14 protein-coding genes are annotated in these 17,301 nt (G+C 50.8%); 4 read left to right on the forward strand and 10 right to left on the reverse strand.

What is annotated here, in order from left to right; genetic code table 11:
• Window positions 1-376: 376 nt before the first annotated feature.
• Genes JUF13_RS02015 through JUF13_RS02025 form a run of 3 tightly spaced genes read right to left on the reverse strand, consistent with a single transcriptional unit; the run spans window position 377 to window position 2,381 of the window.
• The gene (locus JUF13_RS02015; protein WP_203637470.1) at window positions 377-1,153 is read right to left on the reverse strand and encodes a DUF1003 domain-containing protein; all 777 of its coding nucleotides are present in this window, start codon (window positions 1,151-1,153) and stop codon (window positions 377-379) included.
• A gap of 7 nt (window positions 1,154-1,160) precedes the next feature.
• A complete protein-coding gene (locus tag JUF13_RS02020) occupies window positions 1,161-2,048 on the reverse strand; it encodes an RluA family pseudouridine synthase (RefSeq protein ID WP_203637471.1) in 888 nt (295 codons plus the stop codon).
• Window positions 2,049-2,063: 15 nt separating this feature from the next.
• Window positions 2,064-2,381 carry a biotin/lipoyl attachment domain-containing protein gene (locus JUF13_RS02025; protein ID WP_203637472.1) on the reverse strand — a complete coding sequence of 106 codons (318 nt, stop codon included), beginning with the start codon at window positions 2,379-2,381 and terminating at the stop codon, window positions 2,064-2,066.
• 294 nt (window positions 2,382-2,675) lie between these two features.
• Here JUF13_RS02025 and JUF13_RS02030 point away from each other — a divergent pair, with 294 nt between their 5' ends.
• The gene (locus JUF13_RS02030; RefSeq protein WP_203637473.1) at window positions 2,676-2,915 is read left to right on the forward strand and encodes a Sec-independent protein translocase family protein; all 240 of its coding nucleotides are present in this window, start codon (window positions 2,676-2,678) and stop codon (window positions 2,913-2,915) included.
• A 70-nt stretch (window positions 2,916-2,985) separates the two neighbouring features.
• Here the strand turns inward: JUF13_RS02030 and JUF13_RS02035 are convergent, their stop codons facing one another.
• From JUF13_RS02035 to JUF13_RS02065, 7 genes are all read right to left on the reverse strand, one after another.
• The gene (locus tag JUF13_RS02035) at window positions 2,986-4,389 is read right to left on the reverse strand and encodes a sugar porter family MFS transporter (protein ID WP_203637474.1); all 1,404 of its coding nucleotides are present in this window, start codon (window positions 4,387-4,389) and stop codon (window positions 2,986-2,988) included.
• 331 nt (window positions 4,390-4,720) lie between these two features.
• Window positions 4,721-5,284: a sugar O-acetyltransferase gene (locus tag JUF13_RS02040; protein ID WP_203637475.1), complete on the reverse strand. Its 564-nt coding sequence runs from the start codon at window positions 5,282-5,284 to the stop codon at window positions 4,721-4,723.
• A 757-nt stretch (window positions 5,285-6,041) separates the two neighbouring features.
• Window positions 6,042-7,466 carry an L-arabinose isomerase gene (gene araA, locus JUF13_RS02045; protein ID WP_203637476.1) on the reverse strand — a complete coding sequence of 475 codons (1,425 nt, stop codon included), beginning with the start codon at window positions 7,464-7,466 and terminating at the stop codon, window positions 6,042-6,044.
• 355 nt (window positions 7,467-7,821) lie between these two features.
• Complete coding sequence (locus JUF13_RS02050; RefSeq protein WP_203637477.1) at window positions 7,822-8,553, reverse strand: L-ribulose-5-phosphate 4-epimerase; 732 nt, start codon at window positions 8,551-8,553, stop codon at window positions 7,822-7,824.
• A gap of 25 nt (window positions 8,554-8,578) precedes the next feature.
• Window positions 8,579-10,183: a xylulokinase gene (locus JUF13_RS02055; RefSeq protein ID WP_203637478.1), complete on the reverse strand. Its 1,605-nt coding sequence runs from the start codon at window positions 10,181-10,183 to the stop codon at window positions 8,579-8,581.
• A 435-nt stretch (window positions 10,184-10,618) separates the two neighbouring features.
• Window positions 10,619-11,704, reverse strand: a complete 1,086-nt coding sequence (locus JUF13_RS02060; protein ID WP_125765851.1) for a GntR family transcriptional regulator — start codon at window positions 11,702-11,704, stop codon at window positions 10,619-10,621.
• 86 nt (window positions 11,705-11,790) lie between these two features.
• Window positions 11,791-12,681, reverse strand: coding sequence for an ArsR/SmtB family transcription factor (locus JUF13_RS02065; protein WP_203637479.1), 891 nt, complete (start codon window positions 12,679-12,681; stop codon window positions 11,791-11,793).
• A gap of 275 nt (window positions 12,682-12,956) precedes the next feature.
• On the opposite strand from JUF13_RS02065, the gene JUF13_RS02070 reads away from it, so the two are divergent.
• The 3 genes from JUF13_RS02070 (at window position 12,957) to arfA (ending at window position 17,250) form a co-directional block, all read left to right on the forward strand.
• Window positions 12,957-13,937 (forward strand): glycoside hydrolase family 43 protein, encoded by a 981-nt coding sequence (locus tag JUF13_RS02070; RefSeq protein WP_203637480.1) that lies wholly within the window; start codon window positions 12,957-12,959, stop codon window positions 13,935-13,937.
• 14 nt (window positions 13,938-13,951) lie between these two features.
• Window positions 13,952-15,229, forward strand: a complete 1,278-nt coding sequence (locus JUF13_RS02075; protein WP_203637481.1) for an oligosaccharide MFS transporter — start codon at window positions 13,952-13,954, stop codon at window positions 15,227-15,229.
• A gap of 530 nt (window positions 15,230-15,759) precedes the next feature.
• Entirely contained in the window at window positions 15,760-17,250 is a 1,491-nt protein-coding gene (gene arfA, locus JUF13_RS02080; protein ID WP_203637482.1) for an arabinosylfuranosidase ArfA, read from the forward strand.
• Window positions 17,251-17,301: the final 51 nt, after the last annotated feature.

The following is a 17,301-nucleotide window of genomic DNA, read 5'->3' on the forward strand; positions in this document are numbered from 1 at the left end:
ATTCAAATTAATCACACAGACGAGATAGTTATAAGGATGCGCAGATATTATTAACGTATTTACCATAACCTCTCACCTCACTATTCAATAATTTTCGGCGATAACTGTAACACCTTTCCTGATTGAAAACTATTTTCCTGAATGGCTTAGGGATGGTAATGAACAAATAATCGCTAATCATTTACCATGATTTATCGCCAATCATAGACGGTCAGTTATTTGGTGCTTACAGCGCAAGCCCAGCGTTCGAACCCACAGAAATAGGCCCGGCGGTTAGCGCGAACGCCGACCGTCAGGCCTATCAAAAAAATTCACTTAATGGGCAACGCGCCCGGCGACTCGTTGGCCGAAGAATAAGCCAACAATAAATAAGAGACTAGCGGTGATCCACTTGCTCATGGTGAGACTCCCTTCGTTCTGCCGCATCAGGGGTGGCCTTGGCCTCCCGCAATTCGGCTAGTTCTTGACGAATTTCACCTAAAATTTCTAACTGAAACCGTTCGATCTCCATGGTGTGTGGGACCTGGTTCTGCGCCAAGTGATCGACCTTAGCGTGAAGTAACCGCAGTTCGTGCTCGGACTTGAGGTTCACGTGATAGTCGTTTTCGGCCATCATCCGGTCCCGGTCTGCGGAGCGGTTCTGGCTCATCATGATGATGGGCGCCTGAATCGCTGCGACACAGCTCAAGACTAAATTTAACAGAATGAAGGGGTAGTTGTCAAAGTTCGCCCCAAAGACGTGCAGGCCATTAACGACCATCCAGCCAATCAGCACGAACATGAAAACAAGGATAAAGCCCCATGAGCCCCCGAACCGGGCAACGTCATCGGACACCTTCTGGCCAAATGTGAGACTTTCCTTCAGGCTGTCGTTCACGTCGATGATATCGTAGTCGTCGCTCTGCAGGGCCTTGGTCAGTTTGTGATTAATTTTTTTCGTCTGCTTTAAATCGGCGTTGATCATCGCGTCCACGTGATCCAACCGATATTTTAATAAATGATGCCCGCAAATGTAATCGGTCGGCTTGCTTTGGGGATAGTCGCGCTTGATGCGGTTCCGCAGCCCCACGTCCAGTTCCGCCAGCTGCAGGCTCGTTTCCAGCGAAATGGGTGCCCCATCGACTAAACAGGTTAATTCGTCCGCCTCTGTCATTGTTTCGTCACTCCTCAGATAATTGTTGAATCAGGGCTTGCCAGTCAGCGGGTGGCGCACTGGTAAAGGCCCGGTCTTCCCCGGTAAAGGGGTCCGTAAATGCTAACGTGTGGGCGTGTAATGCCTGCCGCGTCATCCCCGCTAATTGCGGACCGCCGTATAGCTCATCCCCGACTAAGGGATGGTCCAACGAGGCAAAATGGGCGCGAATCTGGTGCGTCCGCCCCGTATGTAATTTCACCCGAACCAACGTGGCGTTTGGAAACCGCTTTTCGACCCAGTACTCCGTCTTCGCGGGCTTGCCGTCCGGGGAGACCATTTGGTTGTAGCCGGTCGGGTCGCTGGCTAACGGCGCATCAATGACGCCGTGGTCGTCAGGCAATTGACCACTGACCACCGCCAGATAGCGTTTATCCACCTGATGGGCCGCCTGTAGCTGACTCGCCAGGCTATTGGCCAAGCGGTGCCGGGCAACCCAGACCACCCCACTCGTAAAGCGGTCCAGCCGCGTCAAAATGTGGGGTACCTGGTTCTCCGCGTCCTCGGCCAGCCAGTAACCCTTGATGCGGTTGACCAGCGTATCTGTGCGGTTAGCGGGTCCCGGTACCACGTTGAGGCCAGCGGGCTTGTCCACGACCAACCAGTCACGGTTTTCAAATAGCACCGTGATGGGCGTCTCACTCGTCGCCACGGCATCGTCCGCAGCTTCGGCGGGCAAGCCGACCGTGACGGTGTCCCCCACGTTTAAATCAACGGCTGGTGTAACCACCTGGCCGTTGACGCGGATGGTTCCCGCCTGCTTCAGGTCGCTAAAGACCCGGTGGCTGACCCCCTGATTATTTAAAAAACGTTTTAAACTGGTGACGGGCCTCGTCACCTGCCAGCTCAACTCCATGTTGGCCCTCCCTTTCTACTCATCGACTAGCTCAATCATCCAGTCGAGGGCATCGTTGTGTTCATTTAAACGTTCCGGATGTTCTTCAAGTGCCTGGTTAATGGCCTGAATGCGACCAGCAAAGGGCGACCGCAACGTCAGGTCTTCTCGCTCACCGTGAACCACCATAAATGGCGTCCCCAACTTGATGCGCCCAGCCGTCACCAGCCAGGAAATCTTTGTGACGTCGCCGACCATCTTGCGACCATCGTCGGCAAACCCCAAGCGAAGGCGTCCCTCTTCATCGGGCGTTAACCACAGGGCATCCGCACTTGCTTCAATTCGATCAATCATTGTTGTCACCCCTCGCGCTTATTTTTGTCCTGTTCATCGTTTCCAGTGTCCCCACCGACACCGCCAAGTTGGCATGGTCATCGTAGTAAAAACTTAACCAACCACTTTCAGCTAACCAACGGTGGTCGTCGTTAGGGGGCGAAACCTTTCAGGTTGGGCTAGTCACCGAATGATCAGGGACTAACGGCCACCTGTAATTACGTCCCATTTTACCATAGCCCCGGAAATCCCGGGAACCATTTCCCCCTTTCTCCGGAAAACTCTGTATAATGGGGGCATAAAGGGGGAGATATTATGATGACTGCCAATTTACTAACCGGTGGCTTGATTCTCATTACCGGGATTGCACTCATTATTTTTCTAGTGGCAAAGTTAATTCCACGCACGAACCACGACCACGACACCGCTGTTTTATTGGGGATATTTTTGGTAATCGGGATCGCACTGGTCGGCATGGGTGGCTTCATCGGTATGGGCGGCTGGAGTAGCGCCATGATGGGTCACTGGGGTACCGTGATGGGCTGCTGGCGTTAGTTTAATGACTTTACACATACATTAAAAGGGTTTGACGGCCGTGGTCGTCAGACCCTTTTTCAATTTCTCATTAACGATCCTGTGATTCAGAAACTTCGTAAGCCTTTTTCGCTTGTGTCCCCTGTTGTTCGATCTCTTCCAGCGTCCGGCCCTTGGTTTCTGGCACAAACAACCGGATGAAGGCGACCCCTAACAGACAGATAATCCCAAAGATTGCGAATACGGCGTCCTGGGACATCGACTCCGTCATGATTGGGAAGAGTAACCCCACGGCGAATGACCCGATCCAGTTAAAGGATGAAGCCAATCCTGAAGCCCGTCCCCGTACAGCCAATGGGAAAACTTCCCCAATCAGCACCCACGTCAACGGTGCCCACGTGAAGGAGTAAAAGGCAACATAGATCGATAGGAAGAGCACAATCAGCATGGGGTTCTTATTCAGGTTGACCACGTTCAGAAAGGCCGGCAGAATGAAGGACAATCCCATGACCACGCCACCTAAAGTTAACAGCGTCCGGCGATTAAATTTGTCGGCAATCACTAAGAATAGTAAGGAACCAATGACTAGGATAATCCCTTGAATAATGGGCCACAACAGTGCGGAACTGGCTGCACTCCCCGTGGCTTGTTGCACGATCAACGGAATATAATAGAAGATTGCGTTAGCACCTTGGAACTGTTGAAAGGCGGCGACCCCCACCCCAGCAATGACCAAGTACCGGTACTTACCTGAGAAAAGCGTTCCCCAGGAGGTGTTTTGCGCAACCGTTGCTTCATCGGTAGCGGCGTCTTGAATGTCCGCTAACTCACCGGAAATTTCATCGGCCGGCCGGATAAAGCTCAAAACTTGCTTGGCACCCGCCAAGTCGCCATTTTTAACCAAGAACCGTGGTGACTCAGGCAACCGTAACACGCCGGCAAATAAGATGATGGCCGGAATGGCTGCGGAACCCAACATCAGCCGCCAGGCAATAAGTTCTGGCATCCCCTTCAACAGGTAGTCGACCACGTACGAGATCAGCATTCCGGAAACAATCATGGTCTGGTTGATCCCCGTCAAACGGCCCCGTAACCGTGCTGGTGACATTTCTGACATGTAGGCTGGTACGAGCGCAGATGATGCCCCGACGGCCAGGCCCAAGAAGATCCGAACAGCAATCAGATAGGTCGACCCTTGATTGGGAGCCAAACCAGATAACAGTGAGCCCACCGCAAAGATTAGTGCCGAAATCAAAATCATCTTGCGGCGGCCAAGTTTATCGGATAGCTGACCGGAAATGGCCCCACCAAAGATAGCCCCGAACATCACGGCTGACGTAATCCACCCGATCACGCCAGCATTGGTCAATGCCCAGTCATGCTCCAGAAATGGCAGCGCCCCTGTCATCACCCCAATGTCATACCCGAACAGAATGCCCCCAAAGGAGCCAAAAAAGTAAATGAAACCGCTTGAAATTTTCTTCGTGCTTGTCACAGTGTTCCCTCCCAATGTCTCTTGCTCGCAACCACACCTGCCTTGCCAGACAAATAGGTGCGATAACTAATCGTCTCTCGTGCAATCCTTGTGAATTCAGTAATTATAGCTTTTATGTAAACCGTTTTCACAAACGCAATAATATTATTTTAGTCTACTTATACGGATAAATCAACCGTTTATTATTTCATTCGTATTACTTTTCTAAACCGTTTTCTTTTGTTTTGGAATCTACATGTAAGCGTATTTACCCATAAGTACCGATAATGGCCTAAAGAAAAGCACAACCTCCGCCTCTTGCCCTGCGAAGATTGTGCTTTGTGACACAATACTAGTTTAATTTTTTAATGATGCGCGCTGGATTGCCCCCCAGAACCACGTTGTCGCCAAATGATTTAGTCACAACCGCACCGGCCGCAACGATGACGTTGTTGCCGAGCGTCACGCCAGGACAGATGATGGCCCCACCACCGACCCAGACGTCGTCGCCCAACGTGACGGGCTTGCCAATGCCCATGGCCCCGTTACGCCGGAGCTTGGGGTCTGCCGGATGATTCACCGAATAAATCTGAACTTTGGGTCCCAGCAGGCAGTGCTTGCCGATTCGGACCGGCGCCACATCTAAAATCGTGCAGTCGTAGTTGGCAAAGAAATCATCACCCACATAAATGTTGTACCCATAGTCACACCGGAACGTGGCGTGGACCTCAACGCCTTCGCCCGTCGCCCCAAACAGGGCCTTCACTAGTTGTTCACTGGCAGCCGGGTCCGATTCACCTAAGGCGTTCAAGGCTTCGACCTGCTCGCGAGCCTCACCGCGTTCGGCGACTAGCTCTGGGTCATAGACGTTGAAGAGTTCACCGGTGATCATTTTTTGCTTTTCACTTTTAGCCATAATTCCTCCATTTTCCCGGTTCTGGGTTTAAACAGGTTTTATTTCGCCTCCGGGCTGGTGAAAACTGGGCCTCGTCGCGTTCGTTCCCGGCGGTGAGCTCAAGCCGCCCTGCTGTGGGGCCGGTTCCAGCCAAGAAGCGGGCTTCCACCTCAACTTTGAGCCAAGGATCGGTCTCAAAGGTTGTCCCGTGGACTAGGCTGAAAAAGAACTTCAGCCTAGTCCACCGACACAGCTGGTCGGCTTGGCTCACCTCTGGTCACTACCACAACTGGCCCATTTTCACCAGCCCTGCGGCCAGCACTTGTTTAAACCGTTACCGCGTCATTCTTCTTGTTGTTTTGATATAACGTTGTTTGTTCTGACGTAGAAATACATTTTTCTCTGTAGGGCTACAGTATTTGTATTTTTCAAGCGCGGGTGTCCCAATTAATCATCCATGTCGCCTGCAACGCACAATCTCCTACACAGCCACCCCGGCCACTTCTCTTAACATTTGTGAGCGACCAGAGGCAGCCCAAGGTGCTCAGCTGTGTCGATGGCCTTGGTCGGGGTTCTTTCCCGACCTAGGGCATGGGACGACCTTGGAAACTCGCGCTTCTCAGCGAGGTTTCAAGGCGAGACGGAGGACCGCCTCTCAGGCCGCAGTCGTTCCCCACAGCAGCGGGAGCAAGGATTGCCGCCGGGAGCGCAAGAACAAACCGATAAGAAAAGTGGCCGTCCGCCTTACCGGCGAGCGGCCACTCCATTTCAATCAACTTTACTTAATGAAAGCCTTAGTCATACCAACCATGGTAGCGTAGTCTTCCATTTGTTCTTCAGTCAAGGAGAAGGAAAGCATGGTGTGGTGACCACCACCGGCCTTCATCCATTCCAAAGCACCGGTCTTCAAGCCAACCTTTGGCGTCCAGAGTTGCTTAGCAACTGGCAACTTAGGCGTTTCAGCTTCTGGCTTGTTCGCGTCAACGGCGTAGCTGATCATCTTGAAGCCGTCACGGAAGTCCGCAACAGTCACGTCAATGGCGTCACCTTCGGAACCAGTGAAGACCAAACGAGCAGGGTCAGCCTTACCACCGATGTCCAATGGGTGAACTTCAACACGTGGCTTGTCGGAAGCGATTGAAGGGTCAACTTCCAGCATGTGAGAACCGAGGATGGCTTCGTGGCCCTTCCGCAGATCCAACGTGTAGTCTTCCATGAAGGCCGTCCGGTCGTTGTGGGACATGATCTTCATAACCCGGCCCAAGGCAGCGGTCTTCCAGTCACCTTCGGCACCGAAACCATAACCGTCACGAATCAACAATTGTGCGGCTAAACCAGGAAGTTGTTCCATCCCCCAGAGGTCTTCGAAGTTCGTGGTGAAGGCCGTGTAACCGCCCTTTTCCAAGAAACTCTTGATCCCCAGGTATTGCTTCAATTGAACGCGAACAGAGTGCTTGTACTTGTCAGCATCGTTATCGCCTTGAACCATTTCGTAACGAGATTCGAGGTCGGCGTATTCCTTGTCGATGTCAGCGTCAGCAACCTTGCTGATCTCTTCAACTAAATCACCGATACCGTAGTAGTCGACAGTCCAGCCCATCTTGATTTGTGCTTCAACCTTGTCGCCTTCAGTAACGGCAACGTTCCGCATGGTATCGCCAAAGCGGGCAACCTTAACCTTGAAGCTTTCGTTGTAAGCAACGGCAACGTCTTCCCAACGCGCAATTTGTTCTTGCACATCGTCGTCACCCCAGTAGCCGTAAACGATCTTGTTGTTCTTTTGTAAACGGGCGTTGATGTAGGCGTATTCGCGGTCACCATGAGCACTTTGGTTCAAGTTCATGTAATCAAAGTCGATGTCGGCGTAAGGAATGTTATTCAGGTATTGGGTCGCCAAGTGAAGTAATGGCTTTTGTAATAATTCCGTCCCACGGATCCAGTTCTTGGCTGGGGAGAACGTGTGCATCCAAGTAATCACACCGGCAACCTTGTCGTTGTAGTTAACTTCCTTCATGAAGTTGGTGATACTTTCAGCGGTCGTCATGACATCCTTGAAGACCACCTTGTAAGGCAATTTGCCGCTAGCGTTCAGCTTGTCGGCGATGTCTTGGGCATCCTTCGCAACGGACTTCAATTGTTCTTCACCATACAGGTGTTGGGAACCGGTAACAAACCAAAATTCATAATCTGGAACTGATAACATAATAATGACACTCCTTTTAATTTTAAGTTTCGTTTAATAGGTTAAGCTGGCCGCCTCCGGGACGGTGAAAACTCACGATACCCCAGAAAAAGCTGAGCATGCGACCGACTATGACAATGCCTGTTCAAGGAACGACAGTCGCTCAGCGTAGTCATATCGTTGCCGCCGAAGCCAAGTAGGTACAGAATCCCGTGGTAGTGATGTTAGGCCGGCGTTTTCCCGGGCTTACATCACTGGATGGGGTCAAGACTCACGCCTTTGTGAGGCTTGGACCCAAGGCCGAAGACCGCTCTTTGGCTTCGGCCGTGCCTCATGGGATGGCGTACCTACTTGGCGAGGCATTCGGGCAAGAATCTTACTCGCGAGCAGCGTGTTCCTTGGACTTGGCGTTGTTTTGGCCGTAGTAGGCGTTGGCGCCGTGCTTGCGGAGGTAGTGCTTATCCAACAAGTACTGTGGCAACTCCCGGTTAGCCCGCGTCAACTGGGCCGTGTGGTAGTCTTCTTCGGCAACCACTTCGAGCACCTTGGCATTGTAAACGGCCTTGTCCGGAGTTGGGCCCCAAGCAAAGGGACCGTGCTGGCTAACTAACGCAGCGGGAACGGCTTCGTAGTCGATGCCCCGTTCGTTAAAGGTCTTCACGATGGTCTTCCCCGTGTTGCCTTCGTAGTCTTCTTCGATTTCTTCCTGCGTCAAGGCATCGGCGGCAGGTACATCACCGTAGAAGGTGTCGGCGTGCGTCGTGTTCATGGCTGGAATATCCATCTTAGCGGCGGCAAAGGAAACGGCCCAAGGTGAATGGGTGTGCACGATCCCACCAATATTTGGAAAATGGTTGTACAGGTACGTGTGGGTCGGCGTGTCACTGGAAGGGTTCATGTCCCCTTCAACGACTTTGCCATCGGCGACACTGACGACCACCATGTCTTCTGGCTTCAAGTCGTTGTAGTCGACACCAGAAGGCTTGATGACATACAAGCCCTTTTCACGGTCGATTCCGGAGACGTTACCCCAGGTGAATGAGACCAGGCCCAGTTTTGGCAAACGCATGTTGGCTTCGTAAACTTCTTGTTTTAAATCTTCAAGCATATTCTTTCTCCTTAACTATCAGTGATTAATCATCCAGTAAGTCGACGGCCTTGCCTTCAACGGGTAAAGCGGCCTTGTAACCGGCGATAAATTCATTCGAACCCTGCACACCAGCTGGGTCAGGATCGACCGTGGTGCTGTCAGGATCGGCAAAGACCTTGTTGTCCAGGAAGTCTTCCAACGTTTCGTTGGTATCCTTGTCCGTGACGTAGAAGCCAAGGACTGCCATCCCCCAAGGACCACCCTCGCCGGCATTGCTGGTGACGGTGATTGGCGTGTTCAACGAGTCGGCTAAGACCTGTTGACCTACCTTAGGCGTCCGGAACAGCCCACCCTGAGCAATCAAGGAATCCAAATGAATGTGTTCCTCGTTAGCCAGGATGTCCATACCAATCTTCAATGGGGCAAACGCGGCGTATAACTGTGTCTTCACGAAGTTGGCCAAGGTGAAGTTGCTGTTCGGTGTCCGGACAAACAGTGGCCGACCAGCCGTCATCTTGGTGATGTTTTCACCAGAGAGGTAACTGTAGTTCAACAGGCCCCCGGCGTTGGCATCACCCTCCGTTGACTTGTTAAATAACGCGCCGTACAATTCGTCGGGCTTCAAGTCAACACCGATTGTTTGGGCAAATTCCTTAAACAGGTTGACCCAAGCGTTGATATCGGAAGAACAGTTGTTGGTGTGGACCATGGCAACTGGCAAACCAGTTGGAGTCGTGACCAAGTCGATGTCGCGGTGAACGGCCTTCATGGGTTGGTCCAAGACCACCATGGAGAAGGCTGACGTCCCGGCGGAAATATTCCCGGTCCGTTCGCGGACGGCGTTGGTGCCGACCATCCCGGTCCCAGCATCCCCTTCAGGCGGTGCCATCACGCTACCGGCGGTCAGGTTGCCATTTGGATCCAATAATTTGGCGCCATCAGTCGTTAAGTTACCGGCTGGTTGCCCCGCTAAGAGTACCTTGGGCAAGATTTCCTTGATATCCCAGTGGTACTGCCGCACGGACTTGACGTCTCTGAACTTTTCTAATAATTTTTCATCATAATCTTTGGTGTAACTGTCGATTGGGAACATCCCGGAGGCATCCCCGATCCCAATGACCCGTTCACCGGAGAGTTGCCAGTGCACGTAGCCGGCCAACGTCGTGAAGAACGTCACGTCCTTGACGTGGTCCTCTTGGTTGAGGATGGCTTGGTACAAATGAGCGATGCTCCAACGCTGTGGCACGTTAAAGTCGAATAAATCCGTCAGCTCATCGGCAGCCTGCTCTGTGATGTTGTTCCGCCAAGTGCGGAATGGCACCAGCAGCTCATCGTCTTCATTAAAGGCCATGTACCCGTGCATCATGGCACTGACCCCGATTGACCCGATTTTGGTCAACGGAACGTGATACTTCGTTTGTACTTCCGCAGCCATTTCTTGGTAACTGGCTTGAATCCCGGCCCAAACGTTTTCCAAGGAATACGTCCAAACGCCCTTCTTCAACTCGTTTTCCCAAACGTAACTGCCCGAAGCAATCGTTTTAAAGTCGGGAGTGACTAAGACGGCCTTGATCCGCGTGGAACCCAGTTCGATTCCCAGCGAGATGTTACCGCTTTCAACATCCTGAATAATATTCTCCGCACTCATGCGATTAACCTCCCTAGCGCTGTTGGCTAGTTAATTCTGTAACTTATGACTCAACACAAGAATTGTACAATTTTTATTCGCATAAATCAAGAGCAAATTATATTTGTACGGATTATTCGTTAAATCCTGTCATACCAAGGGGTTATGTGGCCAACAATTCTGATTGTTTTCAAAATCTAACAAAATTATCGTCCATAAAGTGGAAGATAACCGGGTGAAACTGACCTATTTCTACAAAAAATCAGCCCCAAAAGATTGGTTGTTACTTGAATGATGTACTTATCCGGATAAGTAACTGACCTGATTCACGTGAATCTTTAACAACTCACGTCACCCCTGCTGGATTTACCGAACCATTTTGGCCACAAAAAAAAGCGAACCCGGCAGTTTCACCAAGTTCGCTCGCTCATACTCATTATTGATTAAACCAGCCGGCTATTCTCCGTCTGGCAGCTTAATCGCTGAATGACGCTTCACAATTTCTGGTTGGTACGTGATGTTCTCCACCTGATCATGGTTCAACAGTTTGATCATGGCATTGGCCGCGTCGGCTCCCATGCGTTCCTTCTCGTGATTCATGGTCGTCAACGATGGTGTGAAGTATTCCCCAATCTGATAGTTATCAAAGCCCGTGACCGAAATATCCTCCGGGACCCGGACACCATTGGATTTCAGGTAATCAATCACATGAATCGCCAGCTGGTCATTGTAACAGACGATGGCGGTTGGCGCCTCCGTTTGCTGCAGGTAGCCGTTGATACGCTCGTAGATCTTCTCGGATGATTCCCCCGATTGGTACATGATGATGTTACTCATATAGGAATACTCGGGATGCTCCTGGTAGGCCCGGACAAATCCGTTCATCCGATAGACCCCTTGGATATCGTCCACCTGGAAGATTCCCAGGATGCTCTTGTGGCCCAGCTCAAACAGGTAGCGCATCATGTTCTGCTCGGCGGTCAGGTCATCGGTATCCACGTAGGGAAAGTCCAGCTTGGGATAATGCGCGTTAATGAACAACGTCGGCAGCTCATCATCCTTGATTTCCTGGTAAAGGTCCTCGTTGGGATTGGGCAAGGCGCTCTGGGTGGGTTCGATAATCAGTCCGGCCACCTTGCTATCCAGCATGTTGATGAGACTCTTGCGTTCCTTATCGTGCATGTTATGCGTGTTACTGATCAAGATTGAGTAACCGGCCTTGGACAACACCTGGTCGATTCCAGAAATGATATTCGGGAATATGTAGTCCGCGATGTGGGTGGTAATGACCCCAATCAGCTTGGTATCGGTTGGCGTTGACCAGTCCTTATGCCAGTCCTGGACGAACATGCCGCCCCCTTGAATCCGGTAAATGAAGTGATCACTTTCCAGATCCCCCACTGCCCGGCGCACCGTGTAGCGGCTCACCGCGTATTGTTTCATGAGCTCGGACTCCGTCGGTAGCTTTTCATCCACCTGATATTTGCCCGAGATGATATCTTCTTTTAAGCCATCTTTGACTTTTTGATATTTATTTTCCATGTTAGCACCTCATCAATGCACTTATTCTACCGGTTTTCGGCGGCCGTTTCAAATAAATATCATAATAATCGGAATTCATTAGACAATTAACTATAGAAGGCAGACAACGCAATATTCTGATCATGGTTACCAAATCCTTGGCCAAAAATAGTACAGCCACCGGACTTTTTAGCATCTTTTTTAACCTCGAAACGAATGGTCCAGGTCTCCTGATCCGTTGGTAAATCATCCAAACAAACATCGGTGAAGGGTTGCCCATCCAGATAGGTCCCGTGGTCCGTGACCCGCAAGATTTTGAGAATCCCATACTGGTTGACATTGTCCGGCACCCAGTCGGGCGTATACTTCCCCCGGATGTCGGAAAAGTCGCCGGGACTCCGCCACGTGCCAATTTCCTTACCATTAATGGAAAACGTAATGTCGGACGGCCAGGTATTGTTGGAAAACGGAAATTCCGAGCCCAACTCGACAGACAGGTCGAGCATTTCCAGGTGCTCCCCGCGCTGTAAGAAGTTAGGCGTGCGGTACTCCACGTAACCATCGTTGAACCAGATCATGCCAGCATTCATGCGCTCGGGAAACATGAAGAACTTGGGATTGTCCACTTTGCCAATGTACCCATCGGGACCGGCCAGCCCACACGACGGCTGCACAGAGTACTCCGTGTAGTGGCCAACCGGGATGGTTGTTTGATGAACCTTGAAGTCCGGATAAATGGCCTGAGGGAACTTGACCTCAATCGTGTCGACATGTAAGGAAGAAATCTTCTGGTGACCGACCCGCTTGCTGGTAATCAGCCCGGCCGTCTCCAGCTTGCGCAGGTGTTTGGTGACGATGGCACTGCTTAAATCCAAATGACCAGCTAAATCCTGCACACTCATCGGTTGACCGGACAACAATTGAATGATTTTCAATCGGACGGGGCTTGCCAAGGCCTCGTAGACCGGTAAAGATGTTTCCGTTAAGTCTAATTGCATCGTAATGCGCTCCTCTTCACAAAGTTTTTTACTCTTTAATATTTACCATTAGGTTAAGTAAATCAAAACTAATCGGCAATGTATCCGCTAACATTTAACATTATAGTTAACCCAGCCGCGAAAAACAAACTTTTTTGTAGAAAGATTAACAAAAGTGGTTGACAGCGTTTTCATCCGGTTGTATATTTCATATGTACTTATTTATTAGGATTTATTTGGAAATAGCAATTTTAAGTCCTTACAAATTATTCAGCCAAAGGAGAGATTGATTTAATATGGTACAAGCACAGGATTACATCAACCCACTCATTGTTCAACGGGCAGATCCTTACATCTACAAGCACACTGATGGTTACTACTACTTCACTGCTTCCGTTCCTGCCTACAACTTAATTGAAATTCGCCGGGCAAAAACCTTAAACGGGTTGGCCAACGCTGCACCCCGGACTATCTGGCGTAAACACCCAGATGGTAGCGGTGCCATGAGCCAATTGATTTGGGCACCCGAATTACACTACATTAATGGTAAATGGTTCATCTACTTCGCCGCTTCCCACACCAAGGAATTCGACCACAACGGGATGTTCCAACACCGGATGTACTGTATTGAATGTGACAATCCAGATCCCATGCGTGACGAATCCGACTGGATCGAACATGGCCGGGTCGAAACGCCAATGGACACCTTCGCTTTGGATGCCACGGTCTTTGAAGCCCAAGACAAGCTATACTACGTTTGGGCGCAAAAGGATCCCGCAATCAAAGGGAACTCCAACATCTACATCGCTGAGATGGAAAATCCTTGGACGTTGAAGAGCAAGCCAGTTATGCTGACGAAGCCTGAATACGACTGGGAAACGAAGATTTTCTGGGTCAACGAAGGTCCTGCCGTGTTACACCGGAACGGTCGGTTCTTCCTCACCTACTCCGCCAGCGCAACCGACGAAAACTATGCCATGGGCATGCTGAGTGTTCCTGAAGATGCTGATTTGCTGGACGCCGCCAACTGGACCAAGTCCAAGACGCCCGTTTTCCAAAGCAACATGCCAATTCACCAATTTGGCCCAGGTCACAACTCCTTCACGGTTGCCGAAGATGATAAAACCGATATCTTGGTTTACCACTGCCGGAATTACACCGACATCAAGGGCGACCCACTGTACGATCCAAACCGTCACACGATGGTTCAGCCGTTCACTTGGAATGATGATGGCACACCAAACTTTGGCAAGCCAGTTCCATACAATTACAAATAGGGGCGAAATAAAAAATGGATAATGCAAAAACTGAATCAAAACATTTCTGGGGGTTCCCATTCTCTCACTTTAGTTACTTCTTTATCTGGGCTGTCGTCAACGGGTATTTAACCCTTTGGTTGGAACAAGTTGCCCATTTAAACGGGACTGAATCCGGGATGATCTTCTCCATGATGGCCGGGATTTCTTTAATCTTCCAACCAGTCTTCGGGGTTGTTTCCGATAAGTTACTCTTCAAGAAGACCTTGATCTTAACGATTTCTATCGTCGGGATCTTCATCGGGCCTTACTTCCAATGGGCCTTCATGCCATTGCTGCACATTAACACGGTATTAGTTGCCATTGTGACTGGGACTTTCCTCAGTTTCATCTTAAACGGTGGTGTCTCCGTTATTGAACAATACGTTCAACGTGCTAGTTTAGCCAACGGTTTCGAATACGCCCACTCTCGGGTTGGGGGTTCCGTTGCCGGGGTTGTTGCTTCATTAGTTGCCGGCCGGGTATTCCTCTGGAAGCCAAACTCAATCTTCTGGGCATGTACCATTGCTGCTATTATTTTAACTGGTTTACTGATTTTCTCTGACAAAGTTGATATGGACAATGCCTCCGCTGCCGGTGATACTTCCGACTCCCTGGACATGAAGACGGTTCTTTCCGTGTTCAAGATCAAGAACCTTTGGGTTTTGGCGATCTTCTACATGGGTGCCTCTGCCCTGTTCGATGTCTTTGACCAACAATTTATCATCTTCTTCAAGACTTTCTTTGACACGGCTGCTCAAGGGACCTTGGTTTACTCTTACATGAGTTCCGCCCAAACGGCCATTGAATTCTGCTTAATGTTCCCAATGCCTTGGATCATCAACAAGATTGGTTCTCGGAACGGGTTGATCATCTACGGGTTCCTGACTTGTATCCGGATCTTAGGGTCTGCTTTATCCCCTAACTGGATTTGGATCGTCGGCTTCCGTCTGTTGGCTGGTCTGGAAATGCCACTGCTGTTAACTTCTATTATGAAGTACATCGCTGGTGCCTTCGATATTCGTTTGTACGCCACGGTTTACGCCCTCGCGTCGAACTTCGCTAAACAAATTTCCGTCTTCATCTTCTCAACGGTTGCTGGGAGCATGTACGACAAGATTGGTTACCAACACACTTACGTTATCATGGGTGTCGTTGTCTTCTTCATTACCTTGTTCGCTGCCTTCATGTTAAAGAAGGAAGACCCTGTCCAAGCTGGTGAAGTTGAAGCACCTGACGACGCTAAAACTGAAACGGCGACTAGTCAGGAATGACCGTCAACGCTTAAATAATTAGATTTGAAATGGAGGGGAGGCCAATCGCGGCCACCCCTCTTTTCTTTGGGGTTACGGGTTACGCGGATGTTATTGTCGCCTCCGGGCTGGTGAAACTGAGCCTCGTCGCGGTGTCCGTCCGTTCCCGGCGGCGAGCTCAAAGTGCCCTGCTGTGGGGCCGGTTTCCGCCTGAGGACCGGGCTCCCACCTCAACTTTGCGCCTGAGAACCGGTCGCAAAGTTTGTCACGTGGACTAGGCTGGATAAGAACTCCAGCCAAGGCCACCGACACAGCTGGTCACTTTGGCCCGCCTCTGGTCACTAACATCCACCGACGTGGCCCATTTTCACCAGCCCTGCGGCTGACATCCGCTTAGCCCCCATTCACTCAGCTTTATTCTCACCAGACTTTCTACAGGTGTCCTCATTATTTCTTCACGCATCTATCCACTCCTGTAGACGTCTATCACACGTAAACATGTACCCGATTCACCGATAACTGACGCATACTTAATTAGGAGGAAAACTTTCATGCAAGGAAAATTAACCGTCGACCCAACCAATCAGATTTCTAAAATTGACGACCGGCTCTTTAGTGCGCTGATTGAACACCTGGGCCGCGGCGTTTATGATGGGCTTTATAACCCGGGGAATCCCCTGTCCGATGCCAATGGCTTTCGGCAGGACGTGGTCAAAGCCGTTAAGGACCTCAATATCGACTTGATCCGTTACCCCGGTGGGAACTTTGTTTCTGGCTACAACTGGGAAGATGGCATTGGGCCGAAAGACCAACGACCAACTCGACTGGACTTGGCCTGGCGGAGCATTGAAACCAACCAATTTGGCCTCCACGAATTCATGAACTGGACCAAGCAGACCGGTACGCGACCCGATATGGCCGTTAACCTGGGCAGCCGCGGTATCGACGCCGCCCGCAACCTGGTTGAATACTGTAACTACCCCGGTGGCACCTACTGGAGTGATCTACGGAAACAAAACGGCGCCGCAGAACCCTTTAACATTAAGACCTGGTGCCTGGGTAACGAAATGGATGGCGACTGGCAGATTGGTCACAAGGACGCCGAAGAATATGGCAAATTGGCCCACGAAACGGCCAAGGTCATGCGGCTGGTCGATTCCGACCTAGATTTGGTCGTCAGCGGCAGTTCCACCCGGGAAATGGCCACGTTTGGTAGCTGGGAAGAAACCGTCCTTGACCACACCTACGACGACGTGCAATACCTCTCCCTGCACCGCTACTACGATAATGAGGAAAACGACCTCCACAATTTCTTGGCCAAATCCGTCGACTTCGACGAATTTATCAGCGGCATCGTTGCCGTGTGTGACGCCGTCAAGGCCCGTAAACACAGCGATAAGACGCTCAATCTGGCCCTGGACGAATGGAACGTTTGGTACCACTCCCACAAACAAGACGATGAGACCGCGCCTTGGCAACAAGCGCCACATTTGTTGGAAGACCACTACAACTTTGAGGACGCCCTGATGGTCGGGACCATGTTGATCACGTTATTAAAGCACGCCGACCGGGTGAAGATTGCCTGCCTGGCCCAATTGGTCAACGTGATTGCGCCCATCATGACCGATGACACCGGCATCTGGCTGCAGTCCATCTTCTTCCCATTCATGCAGGTCTCCAAGTACGGTCGCGGTATCGCGCTCGCTCCTAAACAAACGGCGGATACCTACGACAGTAAAGACTTTACCGACGTGCCCTACCTCGATAGCCTGGCCGTCTACAATCCCGAACACCACGAAGTCGTGGTCTTTGCCGAAAATAAGGGTGAGGACGCCATGGACTTCAGCACCGAACTACGGGAATTCACCGCACAATCCGTGATTGAAGCCACCCAATTTGCCGGCTACGACATCAAGCAAACCAACGAAGATCAGGTCATGGCCATTAAACCTAACGACCACGTCACGCTGACCGACAACACCTTACAAACGACACTCCAACCCCTTTCCTGGAACATGTTCCGGATTCAGGTTGCTGACTAATTAGCTTCATTGATCGAACGACTAGCAAAAAGATTCGCATCCGCAACTTTG

It is taken from the genome of Levilactobacillus wangkuiensis (assembly GCF_016861605.1).
GTDB lineage: Bacteria > Bacillota > Bacilli > Lactobacillales > Lactobacillaceae > Levilactobacillus > Levilactobacillus wangkuiensis.

What these genes read in the sequence shown, in the direction of transcription:
- JUF13_RS02015 (WP_203637470.1), bottom strand. Translation starts at nt 1,153, where the DNA reads ATGACAGAGGCGGACGAATTAACCTGTTTAGTCGATGGGGCACCCATT.
- JUF13_RS02020 (WP_203637471.1), bottom strand. Translation starts at nt 2,048, where the DNA reads ATGGAGTTGAGCTGGCAGGTGACGAGGCCCGTCACCAGTTTAAAACGT.
- JUF13_RS02025 (WP_203637472.1), bottom strand. Translation starts at nt 2,381, where the DNA reads ATGATTGATCGAATTGAAGCAAGTGCGGATGCCCTGTGGTTAACGCCC.
- JUF13_RS02030 (WP_203637473.1), top strand. Translation starts at nt 2,676, where the DNA reads ATGATGACTGCCAATTTACTAACCGGTGGCTTGATTCTCATTACCGGG.
- JUF13_RS02040 (WP_203637475.1), bottom strand. Translation starts at nt 5,284, where the DNA reads ATGGCTAAAAGTGAAAAGCAAAAAATGATCACCGGTGAACTCTTCAAC.
- araA (WP_203637476.1), bottom strand. Translation starts at nt 7,466, where the DNA reads ATGTTATCAGTTCCAGATTATGAATTTTGGTTTGTTACCGGTTCCCAA.
- JUF13_RS02050 (WP_203637477.1), bottom strand. Translation starts at nt 8,553, where the DNA reads ATGCTTGAAGATTTAAAACAAGAAGTTTACGAAGCCAACATGCGTTTG.
- JUF13_RS02055 (WP_203637478.1), bottom strand. Translation starts at nt 10,183, where the DNA reads ATGAGTGCGGAGAATATTATTCAGGATGTTGAAAGCGGTAACATCTCG.
- JUF13_RS02060 (WP_125765851.1), bottom strand. Translation starts at nt 11,704, where the DNA reads ATGGAAAATAAATATCAAAAAGTCAAAGATGGCTTAAAAGAAGATATC.
- JUF13_RS02065 (WP_203637479.1), bottom strand. Translation starts at nt 12,681, where the DNA reads ATGCAATTAGACTTAACGGAAACATCTTTACCGGTCTACGAGGCCTTG.
- JUF13_RS02070 (WP_203637480.1), top strand. Translation starts at nt 12,957, where the DNA reads ATGGTACAAGCACAGGATTACATCAACCCACTCATTGTTCAACGGGCA.
- JUF13_RS02075 (WP_203637481.1), top strand. Translation starts at nt 13,952, where the DNA reads ATGGATAATGCAAAAACTGAATCAAAACATTTCTGGGGGTTCCCATTC.
- arfA (WP_203637482.1), top strand. Translation starts at nt 15,760, where the DNA reads ATGCAAGGAAAATTAACCGTCGACCCAACCAATCAGATTTCTAAAATT.